This window comes from Gemella cuniculi DSM 15828 (assembly GCF_000425665.1).
GTDB classification, from domain to species: Bacteria; Bacillota; Bacilli; order Staphylococcales; family Gemellaceae; genus Gemella; species Gemella cuniculi.
The window spans coordinates 66402-82178 of sequence record NZ_AUDW01000008.1; the positions used below are offsets into that span (position 1 = coordinate 66402).

Genomic DNA, 15777 nt, shown 5'->3' on the forward strand with positions numbered 1-15777 from the left:
GCAAACTACTCTAACAAATCCTTTACTTCATAATTAATTTATTTTGATAGATAGTAGTAAAATTTTATCTATAATACCATCATTGATTAACCTTAACCATTGCTGGTCTAATTACTCTATCTTTTAGTTTATATCCTTTTTGGAAAGTATCCAAAATCATACCACTTTCTTTTTCACTATCTTCACCTTGCATCACTGCATGGTGGAAGTTAGGGTCAAACTGAACATTATCAGTTTCAACTAACTCTACACCTTCTGTTTTCAAAACATTTTGTAATCCTTCATAGACCATCTCTACGCCTTTAAGAAGTGATTTTACTTCCTCATTATCACTTTCCACTTGCAATGCACGTTCAAGATTATCTAAACTTGGCAAAATTTCCGTAATAACTTTTTGACTTTTATATACATTATTAGTTTCAATTTCTTGATTTTTACGACGCTTAAAGTTTTCAAATTCCGCATAAAGTCTTAAATACTTATCTTCCGAACTTTTTACATCTTCTTCTAATTTTTCTATTTTTTCTTGAAGTAACTGCTCAGCTGTTTTTTCTTCAATGACTTCTTCAACTTCTTCCATTGTTACTTCTTCCGTAGTTTCTTCTACTAATTCTTCTTGTAGATTTTCATTTCTCTCTTCAGTAGTCATCTCTACCTCCTACTTATTTTAAGTTATTATTTAAGTTATCTCTGACACATGTTATAAGTGCCATAATTTTTGAATAGTCCATTCTCTTAGGTCCAAAAACAGCAATTACACCTTGACCCTTTGATGTATTATATTTACTGGATACTAATGAAAGATCATCAGTGCTACCGAGTTCCAATTCTTTTCCTATTTTTATACAAGTATCTGAATTATTTTCTTCTACGTTGCTATCTAAGAGTTCAACTATCTTGTCATCTTCTAAGAGTGATACTACTTCTTTTAACTTTTCTACATTATCTATATCAGGTTGTTTTAGTAAATTATACTTACCTCCCAATGCTACAGTTTTTTTAATTTTATTCTGAAGTAATCTATTTAATGCCACAACTATCATATCATAGTTATTAACTCTCGTTTTCAAATATTTCTCAAGTTCACCATGAATAATTACATGAGCTGTTGCCATATCTACATCATAGAAATAACTTTGTAAAAGTTTATTTACCTCCATTATATCCTCATTGCTAAAATCAGCATCAAGTTTATAATTTTGTTGGAAAACTTCTCCAATACTAGTTATTAGTATAACTAAAATACTTCTACTACTTAAGAGTATAACTTCTATTTTATTTATTCTTCTATCAGTTTTTGTTGGCGCTAATATAACTGCTGTACACTCAGTTAAATCAGATAGAATTATAGCATTTTTTTCTAAAAAGTTATCCTCTGAAATATATTTATCACTCATAAGCTCCTTTAACTTTTCATTTTCGTTACTTGATAATTCGTAATCTTTTTTTATGTAATCAACATAGTAACGATAGCCTTTTTCTGAAGGAACTCTTCCAGAAGAAATATGAGTTTTTTTTATCAACCCTTCTTTTTCCAATCTGCTCATATCATTTCTTATAGTTGCTGAACTAAAATCAATAGTTTGTGCTAATTGTTTGGAACCAATAGGTTGATTAGTAGTTATAAAATTTTCTACTATAGATTGAAGAATAAGTACTTGTCTTTCTATTAACATATTACATCACCTATCTTCAAGTTGTGATTTTAGCACTCTAGTCTTCCAAGTGCTAATCACATTATTTATAATATCATTTTGGTCAAAAAAAGTCAATACTTTTTTAATATTTTTTGACTTTTTTTGACTTTCAATTCAAAAAATTATTTTTTATACTTTTAAAATCATCGATAATATTATTGAATGATAAATATGACAAATCAACATACTTATATAACTTTTATTAAAATATATTTTATGTTACAATATTTTAATATACTTTAGATTCGTTTAAAATTTATCGAAAGGAACCGTGGTTATGAAAAAAATATTAAAACTATGTGGTATTTTATTTGTTTCTATTTTTATACTTACTGCCTGTACAAATAAGAAAACAGAAACGGAAACGGTAGAAAAAACAAAAGTTTATACTGAAAAAATAGGTCAACAAGAAAATGAGGTAACCATCTATTACAAAGGAGATACTGTTAACAAAATAACCAGTACCTACACTCTTAATGATCTTGGTGATAACACTAAATTTTCACTAGATCTTATAAAGAAATCTCTTGTTAGCGAATCCGAAAAAATCCAAGGACTTACTTATGATGCTGAAGAAAAAGATGGAAAGATAGTACTTAAAAAAGAATTAGATTATACAAAAATTGATTACGATAAAGATAAAGAAAAATTAAAACTTACTGCATCATCTTTTGATGAAGAAAAAAAACTAAGTTATATTGAGAAGAAACTGGCTGATAGTGGTGCACAAGAGAAAAATTAAATAAAACAAAGCTAGATACTAATTTTATCTAGCTTTTTTCTATAATAAATTAAAATGGACATATACATTTATCAAAAACTATTTCAAATGATAACATAGCATCCTAACAACAAAATTATATACTCTATTTACTTTGTTTAAAATTTATTTTATGCTATAATACGTTAACAAACTAAAATTTTATTGAAAGGAACTATGGTTATGAAAAAAATATTAAAACTGTGTAGTATTTTATTTATCGCTGTTTTTGTACTTACTGCTTGTTCAAGTGAAAAAACAAAAGTTTATACTAATAAAGTAGGTCAACAAGAATTTGAAATAACTATCCACTATAAAGGAGATACTGTTAATAAATTATCTAGTGTTTCCACAATTAGTGATCTCGGAACTGATCCGAAATCTGCTATAGAATCCATTAGAAGCTCCATCAATATGCAACGTGAAAATATTCAAGGAGTTACTTATGATGTTGAAGAAAAAGACGAAAAAGCAATCATTAAAATGGAAATAGATTATACAAAAATTGATTATGACAAAGATAAGGAAAAATTAGGACTTACAGCATCATCTTTTGATGAAGAGAAAAAACTTAGTTATATTGAAAAAAGATTAACTGAAGCTGGAGCAAAAGAGAAAAAATAACTAAAATTATAATAAAAAGATTAGAGACATTTGACTCTAATCTTTTTATTATAAAATGAACCAAAAGTATTATATGTGCAAACTCTATTCCCAATAAATTCTATTGTCGGTAAAATTAGAATTTATATCATTAATTTTTTTTTGATTTATTATTACTAATACTTGATTTTTTAATAAAAGTATAAAAAACAAATATTATACGATTCTTTAAATATTAAATTTTTATATAACATTTTTATAATTATTATTATTTCTTTATGATTGCTTTTATTATAAAAAATCTTTCTTGAATAACGTTATTCTATTAATTGTGTACATATACTAACAAAATTATTCCCTTAAAATAATTCTATCTAAAATTCTAGTTGTGACTATTTTATAAATATTTTCCAAAAAATTCTACTACTTTTTTAGCTTCTTGCGTTACATACGGCTCTTTCCAATACGTTTGAATATGACTGGCACCCTCAATTAAAAATAATTCTTTTTGTATTGTATTTATAGCTTTTTCAAATACAGCCTCTGTCATATAACGAGTATCTGCATCCTTTCCAGCAATCATTAGTAATGGCTGAGTGATAAAATCAACACGATCTTCAGCATCAAAAGACATTAGATATTGTAAACTTTCTGCAGTGTACCAACTTTGTGAATTTGGATGATAATATTTATCTGCATAATACTCTGTTCCTTCACGATATAATCCTGCTGGAATTTGTTCTAATTGTTCTGTTGTAAAATGTACTTGCTCTGCTAAATACTGACCTATATAATTAATCTCTCCTGTTTCTAAACGTTTCACCCTTGCATTACTTGCTTGTTGAAGACGTTCTTGTATGCTATCAAGTTGTGTATCAAGAAATCCGTTGCGACGTACTCTCCCCGAATTAAACATACTAATTGTTGCTACTGCTTTGAACCTTTTATCACGTGATGCCGCAGCTATAGTATAGCCACCTCCACCACAAATTCCTAGTGCTCCAATTCTTTGTCCATCTACCCCTGAAAAGGTAGTTAAGTAATCTGCCATTGCTTGAATATCCTCAATACGATTTTCTGGATAATCTGTATTTCGTGGTTCACCAGTACTTTCTCCTTGATATGCAGCATCAGCTGCAATAGTAATGAAACCGTTTTCAGCAAGTTTTTGAGCAAACATTCCTGCTACTTGTTCTTTAACTCCTCCATTAGGATGTGCAACTGTTACCGCTGGATATAATTTTTTTTCATCATAATTTGCAGGTGTATACACATTAGCTGCAATAGTCACACCTCTACTCATATATTTTACAGCATGTATATTTACTTCCCCTTTTTTATTTTCTGTTAATGCATTATCATAAACCAAACCAAATTTATTATTCATTGTTTATTTCCTCTTTTCCTTTATTCTGATTCTAATTTTGTTTTCATTTTTTCCAATTCTGTATTGTCAGTCGCTGTAGCTCTTAATTCTAACCCTAATTGATTTGCAAATCTTTCTATAATATAAACAGTAGATTCTTTTGATATTTCTGTTGGATTAGCCCCTTGCATAAAGAAATATAATTTTTTTCCTCGCAATGGATTATCTCTTGTAAGTTCTGATGAGCGTTCTATAAAATTTTTCAAAGTTGCACTCATTGAATGCCAATAAACTGGGGTCCCTATTACTAATGTATCAGCTTGTTTTATTGTTTCTATAAATGTTGAAAATTCATCATCTGAAAGATTTTGTCCAAGAAAACCAATCTTATAATCTATTAAATTTAATTGATCATGAGGAACATTTTCTAATAATTCATTACCCATACGAACAGTATTTCCTACATGCTGACTACCATTAATAAACACTGTTTTTGTTTTCAACTGTAATACCTCCTTTTTATCCTGCGATATTTGTGATATTGATGTATTTGTTTTATTATTTTGTTGTACCTTTACAATTAAAACTACTGTTAACAACAAAATAATAACTGCTATCATTATTTTTTTCATATTAAAATTTCCTTTCTGCAAAAATACTTGTATAGTTATATCACTTTCGATATAATTATTATACAAGATGGGTATAACACCCGTGCAAGTATTTTTAAAAAAATTTTATTTTCAGGAGAAAAATATATGTATTACATGAAAGAAACGTGTCAAAAATGTGATATCTCATACGATACCTTAAAATTTTATTGCAACCAACAACTTATCCCTAATGTAAAACGTGATAAAAATAATTATCGTATCTTCGATGATCATGATATTTCTTGGATAAAAAGTCTTAAAGCATTAAAACATTGTGGAATGAGTATTAACGAAATACGAGAATATCTTGCACTATGTTTGCAAGGAAAAAGTACAATTCCAAAACGTCAAATTATTCTTAAACAAAAAAAAGAAGAATTACTTAGACGTCAACAAGAACTTATTGAAGCTATTGAATATATTGACAAAAAAAATTGCTACTACTCTCAAGTTATAGCTGAAAAAATCCCTTATCATAGCAATCTAATTGCTAAAAAAAATTGAATTATCACTGTCTAAACCAACTATTTTATTTGTATATAAAACTAACTTTTATATACAAATAACTACTATAATTATAGCAACATAAAAATAACAACTTGTTTTTACATTAAAATTTTTTAAACTTTTAAAATAAAACCTGCTTCTAAATAAATTTATTCAAATTTATCAACAGTTAACAAAAACTCTTGAAATTAAATACTCAGTATCTACCATAACTTTATTCACTCGAAAACATTGCTCTATTTAATTAATATCTTGTATATTACTCTTAATTCTTGTATAATAAATAAGCGAAAGTACAAAGAGGTGATAAGTTTGGAACTTATAGAACTAAGAAAAGATTTAGAAGAAATTGAAAAAAAAATAACAGAATTTAAAACTTCACTAAAGATTGAACAAAAAGAAGAGCAAGTTGCTGAAATTGAAAATATGATGCTTGAGCCTAATTTTTGGAATGATAGTGAGAAAGCAAGTGCTCTAGTTACTGAATCAAAAAGTATAAAAAAAGAACTAGATGAATTTTCGGATATGATCTATTATCTTGAACATTCTTATGAAATGATAGAATTCCTTCGTGATGAAGATGATGAAGAAATATATGAAGACTTGATAGATACCGTCCAAAATTTAAAACAAAGTGTTGAAGACTTTAGTTTTAGACTACTGTTTGCTGAAGAATACGACAACAATACCGCAATACTGGAAATTCATGCAGGAGCTGGTGGCACTGATGCTACAGACTGGGCAGAGCTTATGCTTAGAATGTATGAAAGATTTTTTACAAAACAAGGTCTTAATTATAGTTATTTAAATTATCAGTCTGGAGATATAACTGGTGCAAAATCTGCCACTATAAAAATCGAAGGTAATTATGCATATGGATTATTAAAAGGTGAAAAAGGAGTTCACCGTGTTGTTCGCATTTCTCCATTTGATCCTTCTGGAAAAAGACACACTTCTTTTTGTTCAATAGACGTTATACCTGAATTTTCTGAAGATGAAATTGATATAGAAATCAATACCGAAGATTTAAAAATCGACACTTATCGTGCTCAAGGTGCAGGTGGTCAACATATTAACACTACCGATTCTGCAGTTAGAATCACCCATCTTCCTACTGGTATCGTGGTACAATCTCAAGCAGAACGCAGTCAAATAAAAAATAAAGATTCTGCTATGAAGAACCTAAAGTCAAAATTACATCAACTTGAACTAGAAGAAAAAGAAAAAGAACTTGCTTCTATAAGAGGAGAACAAAAAGATATAGGATGGGGATCTCAAATTCGTTCTTATGTTTTCACTCCATATACAATGGTTAAAGATCATAGAACCAACTATGAGGTATCCACTGTAGATAAAGTCATGGACGGAGAAATAATTGACTTTATTGATGCATATCTTCATTATTATATGCAAGAAAAATAATATATTAGAATAAAAAATAAGCATAGATTGATTTAAATTTTAAAATGTCCTCCAAAGCCTAGATAAGTTTTGGAGGATATTTCAATTTCTCTTTAGCCTACTATCATTTTATTTTTTCTCAGTAAATCCATCAGATTTAAGTATTTCTTTTGATTTTTTGAAACTAATAGCATCTCCATCACTTCCAAAAATAGTTATTCCTGGAACGTCTTTAAGTTCACTTATTTTCGCTTTAGTATAATCAACTGTTAATTTTTCTACAGCTTTATCTTCTTGAAAATCTACAGTTTCTTCTAGTCCTTGGATACCCTGATATCTCTTAATCGTAGGTTCTAATATTTTTTCTAATTGTTCTCTTTTTACACCCAATTCTGAATATGACATCATGTTATTAGCAGTTTGTTTAGTAACCTTATCACCTTTGTAATAATATGTTAATTCCATCTTTACCCCACGTTGAGTTTTTACAAAAGTTTTGCTTTCTTCTTTTGAAGAACACCCTGCTAAAAATATAAGCAAAAACGCAGATAAAATAGTAATCATTTTTTTCATAATATACTCCTTTATAATTTATTTTTATTTTTTTAGTATAACATATTTTCACGAATTTAACGATATATGATGTTATAATAGTTAAGATAATATATTATTAAAATATATAAATAAAAAATCATAATTATTCTTAACAAAATAATTATGATTTTAAAAATTTAATTTCTTTCAGTTGTCTTTTAGTATTTCAATTAATTACACAAAATAACTAATTATAATTTTTCGTAATCTTCTGGCACGTCAAATGGGTTTTCCTTGTTAATATGATCGTAGAACATAATTCCATTTAAATGATCAATCTCATGTTGAAAACAAATTGCTGGAAGACCTGTTAAAGATAAAGTAATTTTTTCATCGTGTTCATTATACCCTACTACTTTTATTTTAGAATATCTTGGAACATAGCCTTTCTTTTCCTCTTCAACAGATAAACATCCTTCTCCACTTGCTAAATAACATTTTGCTACTGAATTAGAGATTATTTTAGGATTATATAAGGCATATGAAATTGTTTTTTCTGGATTTTCTTCATCAGGAATATGAACAGCTATCATGCGTTTTGATACATTAATTTGTGGTGCTGCTAAACCAATTCCTGGTTTTAACCCTTCTTTTTCTGCTAACTCATCGTCCTGTGAGGCTATAACATATTCTAATAAACTTCTCAAAATTTCTTTGTCTTCATCCGAAATTGGACTTTGCACTTCTTTAGCACGTGCACGCAAAGTCTCATGTGGATCTATTATTATATTTTTTGTAGTAATCAAATTTCTTCTCCTTTATTATTTTTTATAAAAACGTAAAATACTTCCACCTTTAATTATTCCATAAATACAAAAGAATGTCAAAGGGGATATATTAAAAATAACTAATTAGCTCTTTCTACTTTAAGTTTATATTATACCTTTTCTTTAATAATTTTCACTCTTTGGAGTTTAATTTTCTGAAATTTGGTTTTGTATTTTTTCTCTTTTCATGTTATCATATTTATATTAACAAATTTTATAAATGAATTTTGGGAGGATTTTTATGACATTTGAAAATTATAAATATATAAGACCTAATGTTGAGGAAGCAAAAACTAAATTCCTTAGTATTGAAAAACGTATAAAAGAAGCTACTAGTACGTCACAAACTTTAGAAATATTTAATGAATACAATGAACTTAGAAATGAACTAGAGACTATGAGTACTTTAGTTGAAATTAGACATACCGTTGATACTACTGATAAATTTTATGAAGCGGAAAGAGAATTTTGGGATGAATTTTCTCCTGAATTAACTTCTTTACTAAGTAAAATTGATAAAGCTATATTTAATTCTAAGTTCAAAGAAGAATTAAAAAAAGAAATCGGCGAACATTATTTCAATTTAATCGAAACTACTTTAAAAGTATTCAGCGACGAAATTATTGAGGACTTAAAAGAAGAAAATAAACTTGTATCTGAATATACTAAATTAACTTCAAGTGCAAAAATTCCGTTTGATGGTGAAGATAGAAATCTAAGTGGTATTGCTAAATATGTTCAAGATGAAAATCGTGATACACGACTTAAAGCATCACAAGCTGTTGCCAAGTTCTTTAAAGATAATTTGGAACAATATGACAGTATATATGATCGTATGGTTAAAGTTCGTACTCGTATCGCTAAAAAACTTGGATTTAAAAATTTTGTTGAAGTAGCTTATCTTCGTTTACGTAGAACAGATTATAATGCAAAAGATGTAGCCAATTACAGAAAACAAATTTTAGAAGAAGTAGTACCTTTAGTTGAAGAATTAAAATTAGCACAAGCTAAACGTCTTGGTTTAACTAATCTTTCTTTCCATGACGAAGGTGTAAACTTTAAATCTGGAAACCCAACTCCAAAAGGAGATCGTGATTATTTAGTAGAGAGTGCAAAAACTATGTACAAAGAATTATCACCAGAAACTGATGAATTCTTTAATTTTATGACAAATAATAATTTATTAGATCTTGATACTAAACCTGGAAAAGCTGGTGGTGGTTATTGTACATTTTTAGCTAATTACAAAGCTCCATTTATCTTCGCAAACTTCAATGGCACTCCTCATGATGCTGAGGTGCTGACTCATGAAGCAGGACATGCTTTCCAAGTCTATCAAAGTAGAAATCTAATGCCTGACTACGTTTGGCCTACTTATGAAGCATGTGAAATTCACTCAATGAGTATGGAATTTTTAACGTGGCCTTGGATGAATCTCTTCTTCAAAGAAGATACAGAAAAATTCAAGTACTATCACATCATAGGTTCACTAAAATTCCTACCTTATGGAGTTACTGTTGATGAATTCCAACATGAGGTATACGAAAATCCAGAACTTACTCCACTTGAACGACGTCAAAAATGGTTAGAAGTTGAGAAAAAATATCTTCCTTCACGTTACTACGAAGATATTCCAGAACTTAACGAAGGACTATTCTTCTATCGCCAAGGACACCTATTCAGCTCACCATTTTATTATATAGACTATACTCTAGCTCAAGTATGTGCATTTCAATTCTGGAAAAAAGCAAATGACAATAGAGAAAAAGCGTGGACTGAATATCTTCATCTATGCAAACTTGGTGGAACTAAACCATTCTTAGAACTGGTTAAAGAAGCAAACCTAGAAAATCCATTCCAAGACGGAACAATCTCTCATATCATTCCTGAAATTAAAAAATATATTGACTCAGTGGATGCAACAAAATTTTAAAATTAAATGATTTAGGGGCTGACCTAAAAGTAGAAACAATGATTTAATCATAAACTCATTACAATATACTTTTTTACTTCTGGGTCAACCCCTTAAGTTTAATTTAAGAAATATTAATTATAATGATTTACTAAGATAGAAAATTTATTCTATCAATCATTAACTCTAAATAAAATAATGGGAGAAAGCTTTGGATAACTCTTGAATAGTTAGGAGGTAAAATATGAACAATAAAAAAATAGCAGCTTTTTTCGATATTGATGGAACACTTTATCGAGATTCTCTTATGACAGAACATTTTAAAAAACTAATAAAATACGAAGTTGTTGATGAACGCTATTGGGTAAATGGTGTTAAGGATACATATATAAACTGGGATAAACGTTTTGAAGATTATGATAACTACTTATTTGATGTTTCAGAAGCATATGTTCAAGCAATAACTGGACTCCACAAAAAGTATATTGATTTTGCTACAGAACAAGTTATGAAATTAAAAGCAGATCGTGTATATAAATTTACCCGAAATATTATAGAAAAGCATAAAAAAGAAGGTCATTTAATAATCTTTATTTCTGGAAGTCCAGATTATCTAGTCGAAGCTATGGGAAAAAAACACCACGCATTTTTAGCTGTAGGTAGCAAATACATAATGAAAGATAATAAATTTACTGGTGAAGTCATTCCTATGTGGGATGCTGAAAGTAAAAATAAAATGATTGATAAATTAATTGAAGAATACAACATTGACCTAGAAAAATCTTACGCTTATGGAGATACCAATGGAGATTATAATATGTTAAGACGTGTTGGTAATCCTGTCGCTATGAATCCAAGTCGTGAATTACTTAGCAAAATAAAAGAAAACAGGGAACTAGCACAAAAAGCTACTATCTTAATCGAACGTAAAGATGTAATATACAAAACACATGCTGATGTAGAGATAGTTGAAGTTTAAGGAAAATTAACTACCATCCTTATTTTTCAAAGCGTATTTTTTAATTAACAATTTAAAAGCTTGAGAGATAAAATCTCTCAAGCTTTTATTACTTTAATTAATGAGCTACTTCTCTTCACAACTATTTCGCAGTTATAAGCAAATATTATTTTTTCTAATGAAATATAGTAACACTTATCTTATTTATAACAATATAAATTTAATTGACATTTTTTCTATTAACAAGAAGAAGAGCCACTAATAATGTTAGTGTTGACAATCCAGCTAAGGATGACGTCATTTCCCCTGCTTTAGGAAGTTGATTTTTATTAACACTTATTGTTGAAGATGATTGTGTTTGGTTAATCCCAATCCCCACCACAGCTGATAGATCATGTACTTTCTTATTATTTTGAACCAAAGTGAACTTACTAAAGTGATTTGTTGTAAAATATACTTTATCCCCTATTTTTTCGCTAGTTATCTTCTCTAATTCTCTATTTTTCGTAATGTGATATATTTCTACTTCTCCATCATTTTCTACTAAAGTAATACTAACCGTTCTTAAAATATTAGACTCAATCTCCCTATTACCTTTTTCAAAATGCATTTCGAATACTTCTAGTACCTTATAAGTTTTCCCTAATTTATCTACAACTAACTTAGCTATAGATTTATCTTCAATTTTTTCTAAGTAAAGACCATCAACGTCTAAAGAATTTTTATTATAGGCCACCACTATTTCTCTGTCATCTAAATTTTTAGAGATTGTCACTATTGAAACTTCATTTTCTTCTTTTGAATTTTCTTTGTAAATCTCATTACCTGACGACTTATTATTTACTATATTATCCGTTAAATTAGTCATTAAATTCAATTTATCTTTTTTATCAACTGGAACATCTTCTTTAAAATCTTTTTCTATTTTTGAATCTTTTTTTCTAATTAAAGTCTCTAAATTTTCTTTTTCCTTTTCAGTTGGATCATTATTTTCCAATTCTATAATCGTTTTTCCTATGTTATCATCTTCTTTTGAATTCGAAATATTATGATTTTTGATATCTAGCATTTCTTCCAAAGCTCTATTCATAGCCATTAAATTATTTATCTCTTGCAAATCTTCACTAGAAATAATCTCTTTTTCATAGATCAATTTTTTATATTGTGGAATGTGCTTGTAGTCAAATAATTTCTCCAATGCTCTTATTTGTATACCTAATATATCAGGAAGCATTCTTGTAATTGTTAGATCATTTTTTCTATCAGTCTTAGCACTACGTTCTACCCTAATATCTATTTCTTTTTTAAAATTTTCTAATTTATCACTTAAATATTTTCTAGTTTCTTCACTTAAATTAGGATTAGCTATCTTGATTTTTCTAGCATAATATTTATTATAATCTTCTATATCCTTTGAGGTAATTGAATGTTTTTTAATTATTACTCCTCTCAAAATCTCCTTTCGTAACTCTTCTTTTATATCTTGAGGAATTGATGCTAAAGTATAAAGTTTATCGAGTATATCAATAGGCTCCCTTACTTCTGGTATTCTTTTACTTAAATAGTTTGAACTACTTGGGATATATTTTACTTGTGATTTAAAAAAATTTTTATCTTCTTGAGTTATATTTTTGTAAGAATTAATTTTTTTATATTCTTCTGCTAATAACAATCCACCTATCGAATCTACTTTTGCTATTTTTTCTATCTGATCTTTTTCTTTTTCAGACAAACCTCTTTTTATTATTTCCAAACTTTTTTGAGTTTTCAATAAATTTATTTCATTTTTTATCTCTTCTATGTTGTTAGCTGCCAACAATTTTTTACGATACTTTTCTATCTCTTCAGTGCTCAAAAATTTATTAAAGTCCAACGAATTTATGTAATCTTCTTGATAATATAAATCTCTAAAACCTCTATTATATTCAGCACTTTCCAATTTTAAAATTTTATTTTTTAAGATTTCTTTTTCATCGTCTTCTAATCTACTTAATTGTTTAGTCTCAAAAAATTTATTAACCTTAACTTTATTATCATATAAACTTTCTTCCCTAGAATTGTATTTAGCTTTTAAGATTTTCTCTCTTAAATTTGCAAAATCTTCTTTTTCAAAATATGGATGTTCATTTAATATTGATAAATAGTGTATTTTTGTTAATATGAAGCTCTCAAGATTCGTATCTCCTATAGAGTATTGTACTTTATCGCGTGTTGTTTTGTTAGGTGATATTGTATTATTTTTATCTTGCTTCTCTATTGCTTTATCTTTGTATTCCTCTGTATACAAATATTCCATTTCCTTTTTTATATACTCTTTTTGTTCGATAGAAAGCACTTCTACATATTCCATAATATTAGAAATATTTAATTTTTCACGCTCTATTCTAGAATTTTGATTCTCTCTATTTTCTAATTTTACTTCTTCTTTTATTCTTTCTAACACATCGCTTGTATTAATGGAATCTATTTTTTTAAAGTAAAAATCCCTTCTTTCTTCGTTGATATCATTTAATTTACTGCTTATATAATTTTTTAAATTTGAACGTTCCCTTTCAATATTGCTCTCTTCTTCATAAACAACTTTAAGTCTCTCCAACTCTCCCTTAGCTGTAATTTTTTCCGTTTTAACCCTTAATTCATCAGCTTTATTTTGTGGTATGTTATGCAAGTTTTCTAAAAAAATATCTTTTTCTAAATCTAAAGATATCTTTTCCAATTCTTCAAGTGTATTTGCATTTTCTAGTTTTTCAATATATTTTTGAGAATTATAAATAGAATAAGCTCTTTTTCTTATTTCATCTTTCTTTAAAAAAATCATATTTTCTTTATTAGATTTCTCTATTGCCGTATTTAGTTCTTCCTTATTTGCTGTTGGTTTAGTTACTTCTTCAGCATTTTTGTTTGATCCTGGTGACATTGGTTTTTCTAAACTGCTCTCTAATTTAGGTTTTACTTCATTACCCAACACATTATTTTTTTCGATTTCTGAATTTCTTGTTTCATGCACAACCATTGGAATATCTTTAACATCAATTTCGTTAGCATAGGCTATTGCTCCACCAGCTGCCAATCCTATTACAATACTTGCTGCCCCAACTGAAACCTTTCTTATTGAAAACTTTTGATCATATTTTACCATAATTATCTCCTTTATCTATTTCTTTTAATAATATTGTATATAACAATTTCTTCTAAAATAATTATACTATAAAAAGGTTTTCATTTCATCATTGCTAAAAAATACGTTGTAAACTTAAATTATTTCTCTTTTAAATTGTCTTATTATAAAAAAATGCGTATGTGATTTAAAATAATTTCTAAATACATACTCATTTTTTGTTAAATTTTGTCATTAAGTTGTTATAACTTCAAAGATTTTTGAAGAATATATATAATCTTTGAAGATTGCTTTAAATTTAAAAATTTTATGATTATTTTTTGTTATAATAAATTATACAATATTTTTCATAAAAACATATATTTTTTCTATGTCTTTGTAATAAATTTTTTAGAAGACGATACATCAATGAAATTTTAACAAATCCCTCTCTTGAAGTATATCTACCAAAAGAACTCATAGATAGACAAATATTCAAACTTTCTAGAATTGATAATTCTTTCTTTTAAAAATTAATCTCTATTTATATAAATTAACAATGAAAATACACTTACTAATATTAGCACTACTACATCTTTCCAATCTTGTACTAAATTAAAGTATTTTATAACCTTCAAAAACGCTACTAATACTGCTAAGAAAACTAATAACACTGCTAGGGGATTCCATTCACGAACTTTTTTACTCTTTTCTTTTAATGTAACTACATCTGTTTTTAATTTCTCTACTTGTTCTTCAATATTTTCATTTTTTATTTCGTCATTTTCTTTATTTTTATTTTTCATTAACCTATCATACTCTTTATTAAATTCTCTTCCATATTTTTTATCTTTCATGCACAACAATCTTATTTTTGAAAATATTGTTCTCGGTGCCATTATATTTCTATTTTCCCAGTGAATTTTTAATAAATACCTACAAAACAATCTTATCATATTTGCTTGATTATCTGACAGCATCGCTTCTGCTTTTATTCCTTCAATATAATCAATCATTTTATTCGTAATATCTTTAAACGTATCTGGCTTTAAATTCCCCTCATGTTTTACAAATCTCAATTTAGATCTCACTATATATGCATCTTTTAAGGTTAATCTGCTTTTTCCTGCTATTTTCGATAAATCTTTTCTCCAATCAGTAGAAAAATCTAAATCACTATTTATTTTTTGAATATGATAAGTTGTAAAATAAAGTGCAACAGTAAGACATAAAAAAAGACTCATAAAGAACAATCGTGTAAAATGTTAATAACGACAAAAACATCACGGAGGTTCATATATGAGTTATAAATATCTTACCATAAAACAAAGAAATAATATAGAAATATTACTTGAAGAAGGCTACTCTATGAGAAAAATAGCTAAGAAAATAGGAGTAAATGTATCAACAATATCACGAGAAATAAAGAGATGTAAAGATGGAACTTATACTTCAGAAGAAG

At 27.5% G+C, this 15777-nt stretch carries 15 protein-coding genes; 7 read left to right on the forward strand and 8 right to left on the reverse strand.

The window, feature by feature from the left end:
- Positions 1-79: 79 nt before the first annotated feature.
- Both grpE and hrcA read right to left on the reverse strand, forming a co-directional pair.
- Positions 80-649 (reverse strand): nucleotide exchange factor GrpE, encoded by a 570-nt coding sequence (grpE, locus tag H612_RS0101485; protein ID WP_027129849.1) that lies wholly within the window; start codon positions 647-649, stop codon positions 80-82.
- A 13-nt stretch (positions 650-662) separates the two neighbouring features.
- Positions 663-1676 carry a heat-inducible transcriptional repressor HrcA gene (hrcA, locus tag H612_RS0101490; protein ID WP_027129850.1) on the reverse strand — a complete coding sequence of 338 codons (1014 nt, stop codon included), beginning with the start codon at positions 1674-1676 and terminating at the stop codon, positions 663-665.
- Positions 1677-1974: 298 nt separating this feature from the next.
- Here hrcA and H612_RS0101495 point away from each other — a divergent pair, with 298 nt between their 5' ends.
- Both H612_RS0101495 and H612_RS0101500 read left to right on the forward strand, forming a co-directional pair.
- Positions 1975-2439, forward strand: a complete 465-nt coding sequence (locus H612_RS0101495) for a DUF1307 domain-containing protein (protein ID WP_027129851.1) — start codon at positions 1975-1977, stop codon at positions 2437-2439.
- A gap of 201 nt (positions 2440-2640) precedes the next feature.
- Positions 2641-3081: a DUF1307 domain-containing protein gene (locus tag H612_RS0101500; RefSeq protein WP_027129852.1), complete on the forward strand. Its 441-nt coding sequence runs from the start codon at positions 2641-2643 to the stop codon at positions 3079-3081.
- Positions 3082-3457: 376 nt separating this feature from the next.
- Here H612_RS0101500 and H612_RS0101505 read toward each other — a convergent pair whose 3' ends face one another.
- On the reverse strand, positions 3458-4447 hold the full coding sequence (locus tag H612_RS0101505; RefSeq protein ID WP_035500120.1) for an alpha/beta hydrolase: 990 nt from the start codon (positions 4445-4447) through the stop codon (positions 3458-3460).
- 20 nt (positions 4448-4467) lie between these two features.
- On the reverse strand, positions 4468-5058 hold the full coding sequence (locus H612_RS0101510) for a flavodoxin family protein (protein ID WP_051210084.1): 591 nt from the start codon (positions 5056-5058) through the stop codon (positions 4468-4470).
- 126 nt (positions 5059-5184) lie between these two features.
- On the opposite strand from H612_RS0101510, the gene H612_RS0101515 reads away from it, so the two are divergent.
- Both H612_RS0101515 and prfB read left to right on the forward strand, forming a co-directional pair.
- Positions 5185-5583 (forward strand): MerR family transcriptional regulator, encoded by a 399-nt coding sequence (locus tag H612_RS0101515; protein ID WP_027129855.1) that lies wholly within the window; start codon positions 5185-5187, stop codon positions 5581-5583.
- A gap of 315 nt (positions 5584-5898) precedes the next feature.
- A complete protein-coding gene (prfB, locus tag H612_RS0101520; RefSeq protein WP_027129856.1) occupies positions 5899-7008 on the forward strand; it encodes a peptide chain release factor 2 in 1110 nt (369 codons plus the stop codon).
- Positions 7009-7116: 108 nt separating this feature from the next.
- Here prfB and H612_RS0101525 read toward each other — a convergent pair whose 3' ends face one another.
- Complete coding sequence (locus tag H612_RS0101525; RefSeq protein WP_027129857.1) at positions 7117-7560, reverse strand: YehR family lipoprotein; 444 nt, start codon at positions 7558-7560, stop codon at positions 7117-7119.
- Between the two features lie 212 nt (positions 7561-7772).
- Positions 7773-8327 carry a peptide deformylase gene (gene def, locus H612_RS0101530; RefSeq protein WP_027129858.1) on the reverse strand — a complete coding sequence of 185 codons (555 nt, stop codon included), beginning with the start codon at positions 8325-8327 and terminating at the stop codon, positions 7773-7775.
- Between the two features lie 262 nt (positions 8328-8589).
- On the opposite strand from def, the gene H612_RS0101535 reads away from it, so the two are divergent.
- Together H612_RS0101535 and H612_RS0101540 are read left to right on the forward strand one after the other, a co-directional pair.
- Entirely contained in the window at positions 8590-10281 is a 1692-nt protein-coding gene (locus H612_RS0101535; protein WP_027129859.1) for a M3 family oligoendopeptidase, read from the forward strand.
- Between the two features lie 223 nt (positions 10282-10504).
- Positions 10505-11239: an HAD family hydrolase gene (locus H612_RS0101540; RefSeq protein WP_027129860.1), complete on the forward strand. Its 735-nt coding sequence runs from the start codon at positions 10505-10507 to the stop codon at positions 11237-11239.
- Positions 11240-11438: 199 nt separating this feature from the next.
- Here the strand turns inward: H612_RS0101540 and H612_RS0101545 are convergent, their stop codons facing one another.
- Together H612_RS0101545 and H612_RS0101550 are read right to left on the reverse strand one after the other, a co-directional pair.
- A complete protein-coding gene (locus H612_RS0101545; protein ID WP_027129861.1) occupies positions 11439-14357 on the reverse strand; it encodes a YSIRK-type signal peptide-containing protein in 2919 nt (972 codons plus the stop codon).
- Positions 14358-14848: 491 nt separating this feature from the next.
- Complete coding sequence (locus tag H612_RS0101550; RefSeq protein ID WP_027129862.1) at positions 14849-15559, reverse strand: hypothetical protein; 711 nt, start codon at positions 15557-15559, stop codon at positions 14849-14851.
- Positions 15560-15614: 55 nt separating this feature from the next.
- Between H612_RS0101550 and H612_RS10465 the strand changes: the two genes are divergently transcribed.
- On the forward strand, positions 15615-15777 hold a 163-nt coding region (locus H612_RS10465), incomplete at its 3' end, for a helix-turn-helix domain-containing protein (protein ID WP_156882775.1).

Coding starts and splice junctions, on each gene's coding strand:
- H612_RS0101505 (WP_035500120.1), bottom strand. CDS start 4,447: ATGAATAATAAATTTGGTTTGGTTTATGATAATGCATTAACAGAAAAT.
- H612_RS0101535 (WP_027129859.1), top strand. CDS start 8,590: ATGACATTTGAAAATTATAAATATATAAGACCTAATGTTGAGGAAGCA.
- H612_RS0101500 (WP_027129852.1), top strand. CDS start 2,641: ATGAAAAAAATATTAAAACTGTGTAGTATTTTATTTATCGCTGTTTTT.
- H612_RS0101540 (WP_027129860.1), top strand. CDS start 10,505: ATGAACAATAAAAAAATAGCAGCTTTTTTCGATATTGATGGAACACTT.
- hrcA (WP_027129850.1), bottom strand. CDS start 1,676: ATGTTAATAGAAAGACAAGTACTTATTCTTCAATCTATAGTAGAAAAT.
- grpE (WP_027129849.1), bottom strand. CDS start 649: ATGACTACTGAAGAGAGAAATGAAAATCTACAAGAAGAATTAGTAGAA.
- H612_RS0101495 (WP_027129851.1), top strand. CDS start 1,975: ATGAAAAAAATATTAAAACTATGTGGTATTTTATTTGTTTCTATTTTT.
- H612_RS0101550 (WP_027129862.1), bottom strand. CDS start 15,559: ATGAGTCTTTTTTTATGTCTTACTGTTGCACTTTATTTTACAACTTAT.
- H612_RS0101525 (WP_027129857.1), bottom strand. CDS start 7,560: ATGAAAAAAATGATTACTATTTTATCTGCGTTTTTGCTTATATTTTTA.
- H612_RS0101510 (WP_051210084.1), bottom strand. CDS start 5,058: ATGAAAAAAATAATGATAGCAGTTATTATTTTGTTGTTAACAGTAGTT.
- H612_RS0101515 (WP_027129855.1), top strand. CDS start 5,185: ATGTATTACATGAAAGAAACGTGTCAAAAATGTGATATCTCATACGAT.
- H612_RS0101545 (WP_027129861.1), bottom strand. CDS start 14,357: ATGGTAAAATATGATCAAAAGTTTTCAATAAGAAAGGTTTCAGTTGGG.